This window comes from Nocardioides flavescens, assembly GCF_009823805.1.
In the GTDB taxonomy this organism is placed as follows: domain Bacteria; phylum Actinomycetota; class Actinomycetes; order Propionibacteriales; family Nocardioidaceae; genus Nocardioides; species Nocardioides flavescens.
On record NZ_WUEK01000003.1, the window covers coordinates 128,810 to 145,619 of the forward strand.

Consider the following 16,810-nt stretch of genomic DNA (forward strand, 5'->3'; position numbering starts at 1 on the left):
TTCGTCCTTCCTCAACCACCGGTGGCCGAGTTTCCGGGCTGAGTCACCGCTGAGAGCCGCAGCAGCTGCCTCAGGTGCCGCAGTAGGTGACGAAGCCCGTGTCGGTGCCCGGCTGGGAGTAGCGCTCGAGCCCCGGCCGCTCGTCGTACGGCGCTCGCAGCACCTCGACGAGCCGGTCGACCGGGTCGAGGTCGCCCGCGGTGGCGGCGTCGAGCGCCTCCTCGACGAGGTGGTTGCGGGGGACGTAGACGGGGTTGGTGCGGTCCATCAGCGCGGCGTCGGGGCCGAGCGCGAGCCAGCGCTGCGCCCACGCGTCGTACGCCGCGAGGTCGAGCACCTGCGAGCGGGCTGGTTCGGCGTCGCCACGGGCCGCAGCGCCGAGGGCGCGGAAGAAGCCTGTGAGGTCGACCCGGTTGCCGCTCGCCAGCGCGATCAGGTCGCCGGCCACCTGGTCGGCCTCGGCGGGGGCGTCGGCACCGTGCCCGAGCTTGGCCCGCAGCCCGCGCGCCCACGCCGCCTCGTACGCCGGCCCGAAGCCCTGCAGCGACTCGGTGGCGAGCTCGACCGCGCGCTCCTGCTCGTCGTCGATGAGCGGCAGCAGCGACTCGGCGAGCCGGGCGAGGTCCCAGGCGGCGATCCCGGGTTGGTTGCGGTAGGCGTAGCGCCCGCCGTGGTCGATCGAGCTGAAGACGGTCGTGGGGTCGAACGCGTCGAGGAAGGCGCAGGGGCCGTAGTCGATGGTCTCGCCGGAGATCGTGACGTTGTCGGTGTTCATGACCCCGTGGACGAAGCCGAGCAGCATCCACCGGGCGACGAGCTCCGCCTGCGCGTCGCGCACCGCCTCGAAGAGCGCGAGCGCCGGGTTGGCGGCGTCGGCCGCGTGGGGGTGGTGGCGCTCGATCGCGTGGTCGAGGAGCCGCCGCAGCAGGGCGGGGTCGTCGAGGGCGCGGGCGAACTGGAACGTCCCGACCCGCAGGTGGCTGCTCGCGACCCGCGCGAGCACCGCTCCAGGCAGGACGCTCTCGCGCTGCACGGCCCGGCCGGTCGCGACCACGGCCAGCGAGCGCGTGGTCGGCACCCCGAGGGCGTGCATCGCGGTGCTGACGACGTGCTCGCGCAGCATCGGCCCGACCGCCGCGAACCCGTCGCCGCCGCGTGAGAACGGCGTGCGCCCGGACCCCTTGAGGTGGAGGTCGCGCAGCCCGGCGGGGGTGCTCAGCTCGCCGAGCAGCAGCGCGCGGCCGTCGCCGAGCCGCGGGCTGTAGCCGCCGAACTGGTGGCCGGCGTACGCCTGGGCGACAGGGGTCGCCGACGCCGGCGGGTGGGTGCCGGTCAGCAGGCCCAGCCCGGCGGGGCTGCGGAGCTCGTCGGGGTCGAGACCGAGCTCGACGGCGAGGTCCTCGTCGAGGGCGAGCAGCCGCGGCTCCGGAGTCTCGGCGGCCTGCCACGTCACGGCGAGCTCGGGGAGCTCGTCGGCGAAGCGGTGGCCGAGGTCGATCGCCAGCGTGGTCGTCACCTCTCCAGACTAGGAAGCCCCCGTCTGGGCACCGGCCGGACCGGCCGCGACGGCGAGCACGTCGGCCGGCACGTCGTCGTGGGAGTCGGCGGCGCTGACCGGTGCGCCGGCGACCCGGCGCAGCGGCAGCACGCCGGCCCAGACGCCGCTGTCGAGGTCGGCCTCGTCGTCGACGGGGTCGCCGGTGCGGCGCTTCATGGAGGCCTCGACCAGCGGTACGGCGAGCAGGCCGGTCGCCGCCAGCTCCTTGCGGGTTGCGGGGCGCAGGGTCGCCGCGCGGCCGGGCACGAGGTGGTCGACGGTGAGGTCGAAGGCGCGGACGCGCTCGGCCTCGTCGGTGACGATGCGCGCCTGCCCGATCACGACGGCCGAGCGGTAGTTGACCGAGTGGTGGAAGCCGCTGCGCGCGAGCACCAGCCCGTCGAGCTCGGTGACCGTGACGCAGACGGTCCGGCCCTCGGCCCCGCGCAGCCAGCGGGCGGCGACCGAGCCGTGGACGTAGAGGGTGCCGCCCGCGTCGGGACCGTCGGCGTCGACCGCGAAGGCCACCGGCAGGACGAGCGGGTGCTCGTCGCCACCCTCGCCGACCGTCACGCCGAGGTGGGCGACCGGCGCCTCGGCGAGGAACGCCATCAGCTCGGCGCGGTCGTCGAGGGCGCGCTCGCGGCCGCGGCCGACGGTCGTGCGAGCGGTGGGGGAGAGAGGGGTGCTGTCCACGGTCAGCATCCTGGTCCAGGATTGGCCTGTGCGCACGAGCCACTTGACGCCCAGTCCGGCAGGCCACTGATGGCGGCCCCCGCGCTGAGCTGCACCGTCGACCGCGCCGGCCCTCGCCCGCTGCCGGCCCAGCTGGCCGACCAGGTGCGGGCCCAGGTGCGCAGCGGCGCGCTGCGACCCGGCAGCCGGCTCCCGAGCAGCCGCGCCCTCGCCCGCGAGCTGGCCGTCTCACGGGCGGTCGTCGAGCAGGCGTGGGCCCAGCTGCTCGCCGAGGGGTGGGTCGAGTCGCGGGCCGGGTCGGGCACCTTCGTCTCCGCGGTGCCGGCGGCGGCCCCGCATCCTGGTCGGGTGGCCGGCCCCGTGCCCGCCCCGCCGCCCGAGCGGGTGCTCCTCGACAGCGGGACGCCGTGGATCGACCCGCGCCACCGGGCCGCGTGGCGCCGCGCCTGGCGCGAGGTGTCGGCGACGGTGCCACCGCGCGGCTACGACGACCCGCGCGGCACCCGCGAGCTCCGGGCGCTGCTCGCCGAGCGCCTCGCCCGCACCCGCGGCCTCGAGGTCGGCGCCGACGACGTCGTCGTGGTCGCGGGCACCAGCGACGGGCTGCGCGAGCTGCTGGGCGTGCTGCCGCCCGGTCCGGTCGCCGTCGAGGACCCGGGCTACCGCGCCGCGGTCGCCACCGTGCGCGCAGCGGGCCGGGCCGTCGTCGACCTGCCCGCGGCGCGCCCGCTGGCCTCGCCCGACGCGCTCGCGGGCCTCGCGGCGGCGTACGTCACCCCGGCGCACCAGCACCCCCTCGGCGTCGTGATGCCCGCGGCGCAGCGCGTCGAGCTGCTCTCCGCCGCGCGTCGGTCCGGCTCGGTCGTGGTGGAGGACGACTACGACTCGGAGTTCCGCTACGACGTCGCGCCGGTGCCGGCGCTGGCCTTGCTCGACCGCGAGCGCGTCGCCTACCTCGGTACGGCGTCCAAGTCGGTCTCGCCCAGCCTGCGCCTCGGCTGGCTCGTCCCGCCGCCGCACCTGCTCGACGCGGTCGTCGCCGCCCGCGACGCCCGCCACGACGCGGTGCCGTGGCCCTCGCAGCGTGCGTTCACGGCCCTGCTCCGCGACGGCTACGTCGACCGCGTCGTCCGCTCCGCCCGCCGCGTCTACGCCGAGCGCGCCGCCCGCGTCGTCGCCGCCCTGTCGCCGTACGCCGAGCCGGGCGGGCCCACCGCCGGGATGTACTCCACCTGGCTGCTGCCGCCCGCGCGCGCCCTCGCCGCCCGCGACGCCGCCCGGGCCGTCGGCTTCGAGGTCCCTCTGCTCTCGGCGTACGCCCGCTCGAGCGAGCTCACCGGCCTCCTCGTCGGCTTCGGCGGCCTCACCGACGCCGAGCTCGACGCCGCCCTCGCCGCCCTCGTCGCCGCCCTCCGCGCCCTCACCCCCCAGCTGTGACGCGGAGTCGGCGACTCTCCCACCGCGTCCGAACGCGATGAGAGAGTCGCCGACTCCGCGTCACAAGCGGGCGGGCGCCGTGGTGGACTGCCGCCGTGAGCCGGACGGGGTGGATGGTGGCAGGGCTGGGAGCGGTGCTGGTCCTCGGAGGCGTGGTCGGCCTGGTCATCGCGCCGCCGGCGCAGACCGACTTCGGGTGGTTCGCCTACACGCCGCTGGGCGGCCCGCCGCGCTACGCCCCGTCGTCGCTGGTGCTGCTCTCCGCCGGTCAGGTCGTCGCGGCCGCTGCGGTGGTGGCGGGGCTGCTCGTGCTCGCCGCGCTGGCCGGGTACGCCGCCGGCCGCCGCCGTCAGATGTAACGCGGGGTTAGGGACTCTTCCACCGCGTTAGAACGGGGTGGAAGAAGCCGTAACTCCGCGTTACAAGCAGGCAGGGTCAGGCGTAGCGGGAGGCGGCGTCGGCGGCGCGGGCGCCGTAGCCGCCGCCGAAGAGGGCGGCGTGGACGAGCAGCGGGAAGAGCTGGTGGAGGGCGACGCGGTCCTCCCAGCCGTCGGCGAGCGGCGCGGTCTCGTCGTACGCCGCGAGGACGCGCGGCAGGTGGGGCAGCCCGAACAGCGCGAGCATGGCGAGGTCGACCTCGCGGTGTCCGCCGTACGCCGCCGGGTCGACGAGCCAGACGCGGTCGTCGAGGCCCCACAGGACGTTGCCGTTCCACAGGTCGCCGTGCAGACGGGCGGGCGGCTCGACGGGCAGCAGCGCGGTCAGCCGGCCGATGACCGCCTCGACGGTCGCGGCCTGGGCGGAGGTGACGGCGCCGCGGTCGCGGGCGAGCTTGAGGTAGGGCAGCACGCGCCGCACGGCGTAGAACTCCGCCCACGTGTCGCACGGGCGCTGCGGCATCGGCAGGCTGGCGATCCAGGCGTCGCCCTCGGTCCCGCCGTACGCCGGGGCGCCGGCCGCGTGGGTGGCGGCGAGGGCGGCGCCGAACGCGTCGGCGGCCTCGGGGGTCGCACGGCCGGGCTCGACCCAGCGCAGCACGAGGCACTCGTCGTCGACGGCGAGGACGTCGGGCACGGCGACGCCGCCGGCCGCGGAGAGCCAGCGGAGCCCGGCGGCCTCGGCGGCGAAGAAGCCGGCCGGCGGCCGGGTGTGGGTCTTGACCACGGCGGTGGTGCCGTCGGAAAGCCGCAGGCGGGTCGCGGTGGAGGTGTCGCCGCCGGCCAGCGGTGCCGTCGCGACGACGGCGGCGCCGAGCAGCCGCTCGGCGTGCCGGGCGACGAGGGGCTGACGGGTCACGAGCGGCCCGTGAGACCCGGGATCCGCTGCAGGCCCGACACGATGGTCGCGCAGGTCCGCTCGACCATCGCCAGCACCTCCTCGAACCCTTCCGGTCCACCGTAGTAGGGGTCCGGCACCTCCGCCCCGTGGGTGACGGGGTCGAAGTCGCCGAACAGGCGCAGCCGCTCGTCGGGCGCGCTGTCCTCCCCTCTGACGCTCGTGACGTCCTCGAGGTTGCGTGCGTCCATGCACAGGACGAGGTCGTGCTCCTCGAGCCAGCTCGCCGCGAACTGCCGCGCCCGGTGCAGCGAGGGGTCGTAGTCGTGCGCGAGCAGCACCGACGCGGCGCGCGGGTCCATCGGGTCGCCGACGTGCCAGCCCCCGGTGCCGCTGCTGGCCACCGTGACGTGGCCCGCGAGCCCCGCCTCGTCGACGCGCTCGCTGAGCACGACGTCGGCGATCGGGGAGCGGCAGATGTTGCCGAGGCAGACGAGCGCGACGGCGTAGCGCCCCGGCTGCCGGGGCGCTGGGAGGGGCGGCGGGAGCCAGCTCACCGCCGGTCGTCGCCGACGAGGCCGTCGACGATCCAGGTGACGACGGTGATGATCAGCGCGCCGCCGACGGCCGGCCAGAAGCGCTCGACGTGGAAGCCGACGTCGAGCTGGCCCGCCACCCACGAGGTCAGCTTGAGCAGGGCGGCGTTGATCACCAGCAGGAACAGCCCGAGCGTCACGACGATGAACGGGATCGACAGCACGGTGAGCACCGGCTTCACGAACGACGTGACGACACCCAGGATCAGCGCGACGACGACGAGCGGCACGAGCTTGTGCTCGATCTCGGCCTGCCCGCGGGTCGGTCCGGTGAAGTAGATGCCGTCGACCAGCCACGTCGCCACCGCCAGTGCGATCGCCGTGGTGACGAGCCAGGACAGGAAGCGCACGGGCCGATCCTCTCAGGTCGGGCCAGGTCAGGTCAGGCCGAGCGCCTCGATGATCTCCTCCTGGGCGTCGACGAGGTGCTGCTCCAAGAACGCGTGGGCCGCCTCGAGGTCGCCGTCCTCGAGCAGCTGCACGAGCGCGGCGTGCGACTCCGCCTGGTCGTGGGCGTTGCGGTTGATCCGCTCGACCTGGGCGAGCGCGAGCTTGAGCTCGGTGGCGAGGTCGGCCTGCATCGCGACGAGCCGCGGGGAGCCCGTGAGCCCGACGAGGCTGAGGTGGAAGTCGAGGTGGCGCTCGTTGAGGGTCTGGTACGACGCGTCCGCGTGCACCCCCTCGATGTAGGCCTCGAGGCTCACCCGGACGGCGTCGCGCTGCTCGGGCGAGGCGTCGCGCCAGCGGCGTACGCCGGCCCCCTCGAGCACGAGCCGGGCGCAGCAGACGTCGCGCACCGAGGCGGCCTGCGGGGTGGTGATCGAGACGCCGCGGTGCGGCTCGCGGGTGGCGAGCCCCTCGGCGACGAGGACGGTGAGGGCCTCGCGCACGGTGGGTCGGGAGACACCCAGCGAGGCGGCGAGGGCGACCTCGCGCAGCGGGGTGCCGCTCTCCAGCTCGCCGTCGAAGACCGCGCGACGCAGCTCGGCGGCGATGCGGTCGACGGTGGAGGTCTGCTCGAGGTGGAGCGTGTCGAAGGTCGTCATCAGGTGCTGCCCCTGGGGTGTCGCCGCTCGCTTGCCGGAGCCGGTCGGATGCGTCAGACTAGCGCTGTCAGATTGTCTGACAATCTTACAGGAGGTCAGCCATGCTGCAGTGGGGTCGTCACTACGTCGCGGTCGAGCCGTCGCACTTCCGCATCGAGTACGCCATCAACCCGTTCATGGACCCCTCCCACCAGCCCGACCGCGACCTCGCGATGGTGCAGTGGCGCACGCTCGTCGAGACCATCGAGCGCCTCGGTGGCACCGTCGACGTGCTGCCCCAGCGCCCCGACGCCCCCGACATGGTCTACGCGATGAACCTCGGCCTCGCGGTGGCCCGCCCTCGCGGCGACGGCGGCGTCGAGCCGCACGTCGTGATGTCGCACATGCGCTACGCCGAGCGCCGGATGGAGACGGCCTCGGCCGAGCCGTGGTTCTCCTCCCACGGCTACACGACCTCCTACGTCGGCCGCCACGGCGTCGGCGCCCACCTCGAGGCCGGCGACGTCTTCGCGTGGGGCGACGCGCTGCTCGCGGGCTACGGCCCGCGCAGCGAGGAGCTCGCCCTCAAGCACCTCGCCGCCGACCTCGGCGTCCGGGTGCGCGGCCTGCGCATCACCCACCCGGGGATGTACCACCTCGACCTGGCCTTCTGCCCCCTCTCGGCGACCCAGGCGATCGTCTGCCCGGCCGCGCTCGACGAGCCGTCGGCCGCCGCGCTGATGGAGCTCGTGCCCGAGCCGCTCGTGCTCACCGAGGAGGAGGCGCTCACGACGTTCGCCGCCAACTCGATCGTCGTCCCCTCGCCCGACGGCGGCCCGGCCACCGTCGTGATGCCGGCGGCGCCCGACCACGTGCGCGAGCAGCTCGAGGCCTGGGGCTTCGCCGTCGAGCTCGTCGACGTGTCCGAGTTCCACAAGGGCGGCGGGTCCATCCGCTGCCTCACCAACCCCGTCGACGTCCAGGTCGGTCGCGACGTGCCCGCCGTCGCCGGCGGCGCGGTGGTCCTGCCCCCGGTCTGAGGCGCCGGTCTGAGGCGCTGGTCCGAGGTCAGGCGGCGGCGCGCGCCCGCAGCCGCGTGGCGGCGTACCCCGCCAGGGCGACGGCCCACGAGAGCAGGCTCAGCAGCAGCTGCGAGCGGGTGTCGTCGGTGAGCAGCATCTGCACCAGGATCGCCACGATGCCGACGATCGCGACCACGGTGAGCACCGGGTAGAGCCACATCCGCACGACGAGCTCGTCGTCGGGCGTGCGCCGGCGCAGGACGAGCTGGCTCAGCGCGATCAGCAGGTAGACGAACAGGATCACCGCGCCTGAGCTGTTGAGCAGGAACAGGAACACCGTGTCGGGCGAGACGTAGGCCGCGATGACGCACAGGAACCCCACCACGGTCGAGGCGAGGATCGCGTACGCCGGCACGCCGCGCGAGCTCAGCCGGGTCAGCGCCTCCGGGGCCTCGCCGCGGTCGGCGAGCACGAAGACCATCCGCGAGGCGGTGTAGAGCCCGGAGTTGAGGCACGACAGCACCGCGGTGAGCACCACGGCGTTCATGATGTGGTCGGCGGCGGGGATGCCCATCTCGTCGAACGCCGCGACGTACGGCGAGGCGCCGAGGTCGTTGTCGTCCCACGGCACGATGAGCACGAGCAGCACCATCGAGCCGACGAAGAACGTCGCCACGCGCAGGATCACCGACTGCGTGGCCTTCGCGATCGCCCGCTCCGGGTCGCTCGACTCGGCGGCGGCGATCGTCGCGATCTCGGCGCCGACCATCGAGAAGACGACGACCACGATGCTCGAGAAGATCGCGCCGACGCCGAAGGGCAGGAAGCCGCCCTGGCTGGTCATCAGGCTGACGTCGAAGTCCTTGTGCGGCCACAGCCCCACGACGAACAGCGTGCCGAGCACGAGGAAGGCGATGATCGCGAGGACCTTGATGCCGGCGAACCAGTACTCGAACTCGCCGTAGGAGCGCACCGAGACGAGGTTGGTCGCGGTCATCAGCACCATGAGCACGAGCGAGACCAGCCACAGGGGCAGGTCGACCCAGAACCGGATGATCTCGGCGCCCGCGACGGCCTCGAAGCCGACGACGATCACCCAGAAGTACCAGTAGAGCCAGGCCGCGGAGAAGCCCGCCCAGCCGCCGAGCGCGCTGCGGGAGTAGTCGGAGAACGAGCCGGTCGAGGGGTGGGCGGTCGCCATCTCGCCGAGCATCCGCATCACCAGGATGATCAGCACGCCGGTGATGGCGTAGGACAGGAACGCCGCCGGGCCGGTCTCGGCGATGACCGCGCCGGAGCCGACGAACAGGCCGGCCCCGATCACCCCGCCGATCGCGATCATCGTGAGGTGGCGTTGCTGCAGGCCCTTCTGGAGGCCCTGCTGTTCTCCTGGTGCCGGCTGCTCGGTGGTGGTCATCTCGCCACCTTGCCCCACCCACCCGCTCGGTCGATAGCGTCGTGGCCGTGTTCCCGGTCGGCGGTGTGGGCGTGATGCTGCTGCTCATCGCCGCCGCCGGCGTCGTGATCGCGCTGGGGGCGGCGCTGGTGGCGCGCTGGAGCGGGCGTGCGTGGGCGCTCGTCGCGGGGCTGCTCCTGTGGAGCCTCGTGGTGATCGCGGTGATCACCCTGATCCCGGCGAACGGCGCTCCGGGGGTGGTCTCGGCGGAGGGCCGGCTCACCGGCTGCTCGTGGGACATCGGCGGCCCCGCGCCCGACGGCTTCTGGATCCTGCCGGGCGGTCAGCGGCTGCTCAACGCCGTGGTCTTCGTGCCCTCGGGTGCGCTCGCGGTGCTGGTGACGGCCCGTTGGCGCCGGGGCTGGCTGGCCGCACCGCTGGCGCTGGCCGGGCTGGCGGCGTACTCGGCGCTGATCGAGCTCACCCAGCTCGTCGCGGCCCGGATCGACCGCGCCTGCGACGTGACCGACGTGATCGACAACGTCAGCGGGGCGGCGGTCGGGGTGGTGCTGGGACTGCTGCTGTGGCCGGCGGCCCGCCGGCTGCTGCGGGAGGGTCAGGCAGCGAGGCTGTGACGCACGACGTCGAGGGCCTCGAGGTCGAACTCGGCGGCGAGGCGCTGGACCTGCTCCATGTCGTCGTCGGCGACGGCGAGGTTGACGGCCTGGACGTAGTGGTCGTGGAGCTGCTGGAGGGTCTCGGTGACGGTGTGGGTGCTCGTGTTCATGACTCAATTCTCCCGCACTTTGGATCGATCCAAAGCGAAAACCGGGTGATGCTGGGCACGAACGGGCGCATCCGGGCGTGATGCTGCCCACGAGCGACCCCGGTGGATACGGTCGGAGCGTGCCCGGACCGCAGCCCCGCCCCAACGTCGCGCAGATCCCGACCTACGTCGCCGGCCGTCCGCCGACCGTGCGGCCCGGGATGACGTCGTACAAGCTGTCCTCGAACGAGAACCCCTATCCGCCGCTGCCGGGCGTCGTCGAGGCCGCGCACCGTGCCGTCGAGACGATGAACCGCTACCCCGACATGCGCAACGCTGCGCTCTACGAGGCGCTCGCCGCGCGGCTCGGCGTGCCGGCCGGTCACCTGGCGGCCGGCACCGGCTCGGTCGCGCTGATCTACCAGCTCCTGAGCGCCTTCTGCGAGCCCGGCGACGAGGTCGTCTACGCGTGGCGGTCCTTCGAGGCCTACCCGATCGCGGTGGCCGCGGCCGCGGCCCGGTCGGTGCAGGTGCCGGTGACCGCCGACGGGCGTCACGACCTCGACGCGATGCTCGCCGCGATCACCCCGCGTACCCGCTGCGTCATGGTCTGCACGCCCAACAACCCGACCGGTCCGGCCGTGAGTCAGCGCGACCTCGACGCCTTCCTCGACGCGGTGCCCGAGCACGTCCTGGCGGTGGTCGACGAGGCCTACCTCGAGTTCGTGCGCATGGACGACGCGGTCGACGGGCTCGCGACCTACCGCGACCGGGCCAACGTCGTGCTGTTCCGCACCTTCTCCAAGGCCTACGGCCTGGCCGGCTTCCGGGTCGGGTACGCCGTGGCGCAGGAGCCGGTCGCCGCGGCGCTGCGCGCGGTCTCGCTGCCCTTCGGCGTCTCGACGCCCGCGCAGGCCGCGGCCGTCGCCTCGCTCGAGGCCGAGGCCGCCCTGCTCGAGCGGGTCGATGCCCTCGTCGCCGAGCGCGACCGCGTCGGCTCCGGCCTGCGCGAGCTGGGCTGGGACGTGCCCGACGCGCAGGGCAACTTCGTCTGGTTCGGCCTCGGCGAGCGCACGGCGGCGTTCGCGAGCGCCGCCGACGGGCTCGGCATCGTCGTGCGCCCCTTCGCCGGGGAGGGCGCCCGGGTCTCGATCGGCGAGGTCGAGGCCAACGACCGGCTGCTGGAGCTGGCGCGGACCTTCCCGCGCTGAGCCCGCGTCAGCACCGCGCCGGTCGCCCGGTCAGCGCGGCGGAGACACCCAGACCGATGAAGACCACCCCGCTGACCCGGGTCAGGCGCAGCCGGGCGACGGGGCGGCGCAGCACCTGCGCGAGGCTGCCGGCGAGGACGGCGCAGGTGCCGTCGGTGACGACGGCGAGGAGCGTGAAGACGGTGCCGAGCAGCAGCGTCTGGGCGACGACGTGACCGCGGGCTGGATCGTCGAACTGCGGCAGGAAGGCGAGGAAGAAGACCGCCACCTTGGGGTTGAGCAGCTGCACCAGCAGTCCGTCGAGGAAGAGCCGCGAGCGGCCTCGCGGCACCGCGACGGTGACGGGGCCTTCGCGGCTCAGCAGCGCTCGGGCGCCGAGCCAGACGAGGTAGGCCGCGCCGGCGTACTTCACGCCGTCGAAGCCGATCTCGCTCGCCGCGATGAGCCCGGTCAGGCCGACCGCGGCGGCCACGGCGTAGAGGAAGTTGCCGGTCTCCAGGCCGAGCATCGAGACGAGTCCCGCGCGGCGACCCTGGTCGGCACTGCGGGCGATGAGGAAGAGCACGGCGGGACCGGGCACCGCGAGCAGCGCCAGGCTCGCCCCGGTGAAGAGCAGCAGCGTGGTGGGGTCGACCATGGCGAGCATCCTGACGGGTGCGACCGAGCGGGCGCATCCGTCTTTCCACAGGACCTCGGACGCCCGGACCGGCCACGTGTCAGGGTGTCCGCGTGAGCGTGCTCCGCGACTACGCCGGCGCGGTGGCCCAGCCGACGCTGGCGGGTCCCGGCGAGCAGGCTCGCTACGACGAGGTGGTCGGCCCGGACGGCTCGCTGCGCCCGGCGTGGAAGGGGCTCGCCGAGACCGTCGTCGGGCTGACGTCGCGCGACCTGCGCCGGGCGGACGGCGACGTGTCGGCGATGCTCGCCGACGACGGCGTGCCCGCCAGCTGGCAGCTCGACCCGGTCCCGCTGCTGATCGACGCGGCGACCTGGGCGCCCCTCGAGGTCGGGCTCGCCCAGCGGGGCGAGCTGCTCAACGCCCTGCTCGTCGACCTGTACGGCGAGCGGCGGCTCCTGCGCGAGGGCGTGGTGCCCGCCGCGGTCGTGCTGGGGCACGCGGGCTACACCCGGGTCGTGTCCCGTCCCGGCGCGCTCGACCCGCGACCGCTGGTGCTGGCGGCCACCGACCTCGGCCGCGACGCGCAGGGCCGCTGGCACGTGCTGGCCGACCGCACGCAGGCGCCCTCGGGGCTGGGGCTCACGATGGAGAACCGTCGCGTCACCTCGCGGGTGCTGCCCGAGCTCTACCGCGAGGCGGGGCTGCACCGCATCGAGCCCTACTTCTCGGCCCTGCGCTCAGCGCTGCTGCAGTCCGCGCAGGGCGACCTCGCCGACCCTCGGGTCGTGGTGCTCTCGCCGGGCAGCCACTCGGCGACGGCCTACGACCAGGCCTTCGTGGCCTCGGCGCTGGGCTTCCCGCTCGTGCAGGGCAGCGACCTGCTGGTGCGCGACGGCTGGGTGATGATGCGCGCGGCCGGGGGCGGCGGACGGCTCGAGCGCGTCGACGTCATCCTGCGCCGGGTCGACACGGCCTGGAGCGACCCGCTCGAGCTGCGCGGCGACTCGCGGCTCGGGGTGGCCGGCCTCGTGCAGGCGGTGCGACGCGGCCGGGTGCGCGTCGTCAACGGCCTCGGCGCGGGCGTGCTCGAGAACCCCGCCCTCATGGCGTTCCTCCCCGCGGTCTGCGAGGCCCTGCTCGGCGAGCAGCTACGGCTGCCGTCGGTGCGCACCTGGTGGTGCGGCGAGCCCGACTCCCTCGACCACGTGCTGGCGCACAGCGACCGGCTGCTGGTGCGACCGGTCGACGGCTCGCCGCTCCCCGCGACCGCGAGCCGGCGGGAGGTCGAGACGCGGGTGCTGGCCGAGCCGCACCGCTGGGTCGGCCAGGAGCGGCTGCCGCTCTCGCAGGCCCCGACCTGGGGCGCGGAGGGGCGCACCACCGGCCGCGCCGCTGCGGCCTCGCTGTCGCTGCGGACCTTCACGCTGCGCTACGGCTCGGCGTACCGCCCGCTCGTCGGCGGCCTCGCCACCGTCGTCGACGGGCTGGCCCTCGACGGATCCGCGGCCGATCGGCCGTCGGCGAGCAAGGACGTCTGGGTGCTCAAGGCCGCGCCGACCGACCCCGACCAGGGGCTCGCCGAGGTGCTGCCGCTCGCCAGCGCGCCGGCCGTCACCGTGCTGTCGCCGCGCGTGCTGGAGGACCTGTTCTGGTTCGGCCGCTACGCCGAGCGCGCCGAGGACGCGCTCCGCCTCGTGCTGACCGTCCACGCCTACGTCGAGGACTACCGCACCCGGCCCCGCTCGCGCGGCGGCGCGTCGACCGAGGTGCTGCGCGGCGCCGTACTCCGGCTCGCGGGGGCGGGCGTCGACGACGTCGACGAGGAGTTCCGCTCGCTGCTGCTCGACGCCGGGCGCGAGGGCTCGCCCGCCCACGCGCTCGCCCGGCTGCGGGAGGTGCTGCAGGGGGTGCGCGACCAGTTCTCGCTCGACACCTGGCGCGGCTTCGGCACGATCGACCGGGCCGGTGCCGCCCTGCACGCCGAGCGTCACAGCCACCAGGTCGCCGAGTCGGGGGGCCGGATGCTCACCGGCGTGCTCGCCGTCCACGGCGTCACCACGAGCATGGTCCGCGACGTCGGGTGGCACGTGCTCGAGGCCGGACGTCACCTCGAGCGGGCGCTGCAGGTGTGCCACCTGCTCGCCGCCACCACGACGGTGCGGCGCGGCATCGACGTCGACCGCGAGGTGCTGGTCGGCGTGCTGACCGCCACCGAGAGCGTGGTCACCCACCGCCGCCGCTACCGCGGCTCGGTACGCCCCGCCGGGGTCCTCGAGCTGCTGCTGTTCGACACCGACAACCCGCGCGCCCTGGCCTTCGCCCTGGACGCCCTGCGCGTGCACCTGGCCGCGCAGCCGCACTCCACCGGCTCGACCCGCGCCGAGCGTCTCCTCGCCGACCTGCGCGAGACCGTCGACGGCACCGACGTCGCGACCCTGGTGGCGATCGGAGGGGTCGGGCGGCCCCACCTCGAGCGCTTCCTGGCCCAGACACTGCGCTCGCTCGACCGGCTCGCCGAGGCCGTGCACGACGTCCACTTCGCCGCCGGCCCGGCCCCACGGCCGCTCGCCGCCGTGGCCACGACGGAGGTGCACCGGTGAGCGCGCTCTCCGAAGTCCAGTCGTGGCGGGTGCGCCACACCACCTCCTACGCCTACGACGACGTCGTGACCGACTCCATCGGGCTCGGGCACCTCGTGCCGCGGTCACTGCCCTGGCAACAGGTCGCGTCGTACGCCGTCACGACCGACCCGGAGGCCTCCGACGTCAGCCACGACGAGGACCACTACGGCAACGTCGCGACGTACTTCCAGATCACCGAGCCGCACACCCGCCTCGAGATCGAGGCGGTCAGCGAGGTCACGGTCTCTGACGCCGCGCCGCCGGAGGACGACCTGGGCCGCGCCTGGGAGACCGCCCGCCCGCTCGTGTCGCCGCGCCTGCCCGGGGCCTGGCTCGCGACCGACTTCGCGCTGCCCTCCGCCGCGGTCGCGCAGGTGCCGGAGGCGGCGGCGTACGCCGAGGCTTCGTTCGGCACCGGCCGTCCCCTCGGCGAGGCCGTCACCGACCTGGTCGCCCGCCTGCACGCCGACCTCGACTACGACCCGACCGCCACCACGGTGACCTCGACCGTGGCCGAGGTGCTCGCGAGCCGGGCCGGGGTCTGTCAGGACTTCGCCCACCTCGCCCTCGCCTGCCTGCGCTCGCAGGGGCTGGCCGCTCGCTACGTCTCGGGCTACCTCGCCACCGATCCCGCCCCCGGCCGCGACCGCGTCGTCGGCGCCGACGCCTCGCACGCGTGGGTCGCCGTGTGGGTGCCCTCTCCCGACGGCGGTGACGGGTCGTGGCTGGCCGTCGACCCGACCAACGACCAGCGCGCCGGCACCCGCTACGTCACCGTCGCGTGGGGCCGCGACTACGGCGACGTCGCCCCGCTGAAGGGCGTCATCGTCACCGAGGCGCGGGAGTCGACGCTCACGGTCAGCGTGGACGTGGCGCCGCGATGAGGATCGTCGTCGACGACCTCTCCTCGCCCGAGGTCCAGGCCCTGCTCGCCGAGCACCTGGCCGGCATGCACGCCACCTCGCCGCCCGAGAGCGTCCACGCGCTCGACCTCTCCGGCCTGCGGGGGCCCGACGTGACCTTCCTGGCGGCGTACGACGGCCGCTCGCTCGCGGGGTGCGGAGCGGTGAAGGACCTCGGCGGTGGCCGGGGCGAGGTGAAGTCGATGCGCACCGCCTCGACGCACCTGCGGCGCGGGGTCGCCGCCGCGGTGCTGTCCGAGCTGATCGCGACCGCGCGCCGACGCGGGTGGACCGAGCTGCTGCTCGAGACCGGCTCGACCCCCGACTTCGCACCCGCCCACGCGCTCTACGTCCGCTTCGGATTCGAGGAGTGCGGCCCGTTCGGTGACTACGCGCTCGACGAGTTCAGCCGGTTCTACCGACTGGGCCTGCCATAGACAAGTAAGTCGGTAGGGTTACTCTGGTTGTCCCCGACGAGAGGAGCCCCGATGGCCCGCACCGCCCTGTCCCACCCCGCGCCCGACGCCGACGCGCTCGCCGTACGCCGCCACGAGGCGACCGCCCGCCACTCCCTGCGCGTCGGCACCATCCTCGACCAGCGCACCGACCTCCAGGGCGTCCTCGACCTCGCCGACCTCGTCCGCGACGCCGCCCGCTGGGCGGCCTGAGGCCTGTCTGTGCAGATGGTCTCGACGACGTTCGGCGCGGGCGTGCCTCTCTTCTCGACCAGCGGAAGCGGCCACCCCGGTGGTCGAGCAGCGAGCCCTGGCGAGCGTCGTCGAGACCCCTCACGCTGACGCCGGGGAGTCGATCGCCACCAGGGCCACACTCAGGGGACACCCAGGGGAAAACCGGGTGACGCAAAGGCGTGCTGACGGGGTACACCAGAGGGTATGGCGATCACGGTCCCACCCGCGCGGGTGTCCCGGGTGATGGCGCCCGTGGCGCGCGCGGGCCTCGAGGTGGGGCTGGTCGCGGTGCTGTTCCTGCTCTACCGCGCGGGCCGTTCACTGGTCACGGGTCAGGAGGCGGTGGCCCTGCAGCACGCCCGGTCGGTGCACGCGCTCGAGCAGTGGCTGCCCCTGCCGTCGGAGGCATGGGTGCAGTCGCTGGTGCCGAGCTCGCTGCTCCACGCGGCCAACGTCTACTACGTCAGCGTGCACTTCCCGCTGATGATCGCGTTCCTGGTCTGGGGCTACACCCGCCGCCCGCGCGCGGAGTACGTCTGGGCGCGCAACCTGCTCATCGCGCTGACCGGCGCGGCGCTGGTGATCCACATCGTCTTCCCGCTGGCCCCGCCGCGGATGTTCCCGCAGTGGGGCTTCGTCGACACGATGGCGGTCTACGGGCCCAACGCCTACGCCGGTGCGAGCGGGGCCTCGGCGAACCAGTTCGCGGCGATGCCGAGCCTCCACATCGGGTGGGCGCTGCTGATCGCCTACGTCGTGATGCGCACCGCCTCGCGGAAGCTGGCCGCGCTCGCCATCGCCCACGCGGTCGTCACCGTGCTGGTGGTCGTCGTGACCGCCAACCACTACTGGCTCGACGGCATCGTCGCCGCGGGTCTGCTCACCTGCGCCGGCCTGCTGATGCCGCCGCCGGAGCGCCAGCGCGACCGTGAGAGGAAGCGGCTGCGCGAGGCCGTCCGCTGCTGACAACCTGCCTCGGCCGCCCGGCGTTCTGAGGGTGTGACGAGACAGGGAGTGC

Annotated in this window: 19 protein-coding genes; 10 read left to right on the top strand and 9 right to left on the bottom strand. The window is 74.4% G+C overall.

Annotated features, from left to right (window positions below; all coding sequences use genetic code 11):
* Nucleotides 1-70 precede the first annotated feature (70 nt).
* Both GRQ65_RS05725 and GRQ65_RS05730 read right to left on the bottom strand, forming a co-directional pair.
* Nucleotides 71-1,516, bottom strand: a complete 1,446-nt coding sequence (locus GRQ65_RS05725) for a protein adenylyltransferase SelO family protein (RefSeq protein WP_160876109.1) — start codon at nt 1,514-1,516, stop codon at nt 71-73.
* Nucleotides 1,517-1,525: 9 nt separating this feature from the next.
* A complete protein-coding gene (locus GRQ65_RS05730; RefSeq protein WP_160876111.1) occupies nt 1,526-2,242 on the bottom strand; it encodes a pyridoxamine 5'-phosphate oxidase family protein in 717 nt (238 codons plus the stop codon).
* A 60-nt stretch (nt 2,243-2,302) separates the two neighbouring features.
* Between GRQ65_RS05730 and pdxR the strand changes: the two genes are divergently transcribed.
* Both pdxR and GRQ65_RS05740 read left to right on the top strand, forming a co-directional pair.
* A complete protein-coding gene (pdxR, locus tag GRQ65_RS05735) occupies nt 2,303-3,670 on the top strand; it encodes a MocR-like pyridoxine biosynthesis transcription factor PdxR (protein ID WP_160876113.1) in 1,368 nt (455 codons plus the stop codon).
* A 95-nt stretch (nt 3,671-3,765) separates the two neighbouring features.
* The gene (locus GRQ65_RS05740) at nt 3,766-4,029 is read left to right on the top strand and encodes a hypothetical protein (protein ID WP_160876115.1); all 264 of its coding nucleotides are present in this window, start codon (nt 3,766-3,768) and stop codon (nt 4,027-4,029) included.
* 76 nt (nt 4,030-4,105) lie between these two features.
* Here GRQ65_RS05740 and GRQ65_RS05745 read toward each other — a convergent pair whose 3' ends face one another.
* From GRQ65_RS05745 to GRQ65_RS05760, 4 genes are read right to left on the bottom strand one after another with little or no spacing between them, the layout of a single operon-like run.
* Nucleotides 4,106-4,966 carry a fructosamine kinase family protein gene (locus GRQ65_RS05745; protein ID WP_160876117.1) on the bottom strand — a complete coding sequence of 287 codons (861 nt, stop codon included), beginning with the start codon at nt 4,964-4,966 and terminating at the stop codon, nt 4,106-4,108.
* The gene (locus GRQ65_RS05750) at nt 4,963-5,502 is read right to left on the bottom strand and encodes an arsenate reductase/protein-tyrosine-phosphatase family protein (RefSeq protein WP_160876119.1); all 540 of its coding nucleotides are present in this window, start codon (nt 5,500-5,502) and stop codon (nt 4,963-4,965) included. The genes GRQ65_RS05745 and GRQ65_RS05750 overlap by 4 nt, the downstream gene beginning before the upstream one ends.
* Nucleotides 5,499-5,891, bottom strand: a complete 393-nt coding sequence (locus tag GRQ65_RS05755; protein WP_160876121.1) for a phage holin family protein — start codon at nt 5,889-5,891, stop codon at nt 5,499-5,501. The genes GRQ65_RS05750 and GRQ65_RS05755 overlap by 4 nt, the downstream gene beginning before the upstream one ends.
* A 27-nt stretch (nt 5,892-5,918) precedes the next feature.
* Complete coding sequence (locus GRQ65_RS05760) at nt 5,919-6,587, bottom strand: GntR family transcriptional regulator (RefSeq protein WP_160876123.1); 669 nt, start codon at nt 6,585-6,587, stop codon at nt 5,919-5,921.
* Between the two features lie 101 nt (nt 6,588-6,688).
* Between GRQ65_RS05760 and GRQ65_RS05765 the strand changes: the two genes are divergently transcribed.
* Entirely contained in the window at nt 6,689-7,606 is a 918-nt protein-coding gene (locus GRQ65_RS05765) for a dimethylarginine dimethylaminohydrolase family protein (RefSeq protein ID WP_160876125.1), read from the top strand.
* 28 nt (nt 7,607-7,634) lie between these two features.
* Here the strand turns inward: GRQ65_RS05765 and GRQ65_RS05770 are convergent, their stop codons facing one another.
* Nucleotides 7,635-9,005: an amino acid permease gene (locus GRQ65_RS05770; protein WP_160876127.1), complete on the bottom strand. Its 1,371-nt coding sequence runs from the start codon at nt 9,003-9,005 to the stop codon at nt 7,635-7,637.
* A gap of 41 nt (nt 9,006-9,046) precedes the next feature.
* Here GRQ65_RS05770 and GRQ65_RS05775 point away from each other — a divergent pair, with 41 nt between their 5' ends.
* The gene (locus GRQ65_RS05775; RefSeq protein ID WP_160876129.1) at nt 9,047-9,619 is read left to right on the top strand and encodes a VanZ family protein; all 573 of its coding nucleotides are present in this window, start codon (nt 9,047-9,049) and stop codon (nt 9,617-9,619) included.
* Here the strand turns inward: GRQ65_RS05775 and GRQ65_RS05780 are convergent.
* On the bottom strand, nt 9,601-9,771 hold the full coding sequence (locus GRQ65_RS05780; protein WP_160876131.1) for a hypothetical protein: 171 nt from the start codon (nt 9,769-9,771) through the stop codon (nt 9,601-9,603). The two genes, GRQ65_RS05775 and GRQ65_RS05780, sit on opposite strands and share 19 nt — an antisense overlap.
* Before the next feature lie 119 nt (nt 9,772-9,890).
* Here GRQ65_RS05780 and hisC point away from each other — a divergent pair, with 119 nt between their 5' ends.
* Nucleotides 9,891-10,961, top strand: a complete 1,071-nt coding sequence (gene hisC / locus GRQ65_RS05785; protein WP_160876133.1) for a histidinol-phosphate transaminase — start codon at nt 9,891-9,893, stop codon at nt 10,959-10,961.
* A gap of 7 nt (nt 10,962-10,968) precedes the next feature.
* Here hisC and GRQ65_RS05790 read toward each other — a convergent pair whose 3' ends face one another.
* Nucleotides 10,969-11,598 (bottom strand): LysE family translocator, encoded by a 630-nt coding sequence (locus GRQ65_RS05790; protein WP_160876135.1) that lies wholly within the window; start codon nt 11,596-11,598, stop codon nt 10,969-10,971.
* Between the two features lie 92 nt (nt 11,599-11,690).
* Here GRQ65_RS05790 and GRQ65_RS05795 point away from each other — a divergent pair, with 92 nt between their 5' ends.
* The 5 genes from GRQ65_RS05795 (at nt 11,691) to GRQ65_RS05815 (ending at nt 16,758) form a co-directional block, all read left to right on the top strand.
* Nucleotides 11,691-14,180, top strand: a complete 2,490-nt coding sequence (locus GRQ65_RS05795) for a circularly permuted type 2 ATP-grasp protein (RefSeq protein ID WP_160876137.1) — start codon at nt 11,691-11,693, stop codon at nt 14,178-14,180.
* Nucleotides 14,177-15,085: a transglutaminase family protein gene (locus tag GRQ65_RS23840; protein WP_337191511.1), complete on the top strand. Its 909-nt coding sequence runs from the start codon at nt 14,177-14,179 to the stop codon at nt 15,083-15,085. The genes GRQ65_RS05795 and GRQ65_RS23840 overlap by 4 nt, the downstream gene beginning before the upstream one ends.
* Nucleotides 15,082-15,540, top strand: coding sequence for a GNAT family N-acetyltransferase (locus GRQ65_RS05805; RefSeq protein ID WP_160876139.1), 459 nt, complete (start codon nt 15,082-15,084; stop codon nt 15,538-15,540). Before GRQ65_RS23840 ends, GRQ65_RS05805 begins: the two co-directional genes overlap by 4 nt.
* A 51-nt stretch (nt 15,541-15,591) precedes the next feature.
* Complete coding sequence (locus tag GRQ65_RS05810; RefSeq protein ID WP_160876141.1) at nt 15,592-15,771, top strand: hypothetical protein; 180 nt, start codon at nt 15,592-15,594, stop codon at nt 15,769-15,771.
* Between the two features lie 225 nt (nt 15,772-15,996).
* On the top strand, nt 15,997-16,758 hold the full coding sequence (locus GRQ65_RS05815) for a phosphatase PAP2 family protein (RefSeq protein ID WP_237447792.1): 762 nt from the start codon (nt 15,997-15,999) through the stop codon (nt 16,756-16,758).
* Nucleotides 16,759-16,810 lie beyond the last annotated feature (52 nt).

Excerpts from the sequence above, each read along its gene's own strand:
- GRQ65_RS05790 (WP_160876135.1), bottom strand. The coding sequence starts at position 11,598 with ATGGTCGACCCCACCACGCTGCTGCTCTTCACCGGGGCGAGCCTGGCG.
- GRQ65_RS05760 (WP_160876123.1), bottom strand. The coding sequence starts at position 6,587 with ATGACGACCTTCGACACGCTCCACCTCGAGCAGACCTCCACCGTCGAC.
- GRQ65_RS05810 (WP_160876141.1), top strand. The coding sequence starts at position 15,592 with ATGGCCCGCACCGCCCTGTCCCACCCCGCGCCCGACGCCGACGCGCTC.
- GRQ65_RS05815 (WP_237447792.1), top strand. The coding sequence starts at position 15,997 with ATGGCGATCACGGTCCCACCCGCGCGGGTGTCCCGGGTGATGGCGCCC.
- GRQ65_RS05765 (WP_160876125.1), top strand. The coding sequence starts at position 6,689 with ATGCTGCAGTGGGGTCGTCACTACGTCGCGGTCGAGCCGTCGCACTTC.
- GRQ65_RS05730 (WP_160876111.1), bottom strand. The coding sequence starts at position 2,242 with ATGCTGACCGTGGACAGCACCCCTCTCTCCCCCACCGCTCGCACGACC.
- GRQ65_RS05805 (WP_160876139.1), top strand. The coding sequence starts at position 15,082 with ATGAGGATCGTCGTCGACGACCTCTCCTCGCCCGAGGTCCAGGCCCTG.
- GRQ65_RS05770 (WP_160876127.1), bottom strand. The coding sequence starts at position 9,005 with ATGACCACCACCGAGCAGCCGGCACCAGGAGAACAGCAGGGCCTCCAG.
- GRQ65_RS05780 (WP_160876131.1), bottom strand. The coding sequence starts at position 9,771 with ATGAACACGAGCACCCACACCGTCACCGAGACCCTCCAGCAGCTCCAC.
- pdxR (WP_160876113.1), top strand. The coding sequence starts at position 2,303 with ATGGCGGCCCCCGCGCTGAGCTGCACCGTCGACCGCGCCGGCCCTCGC.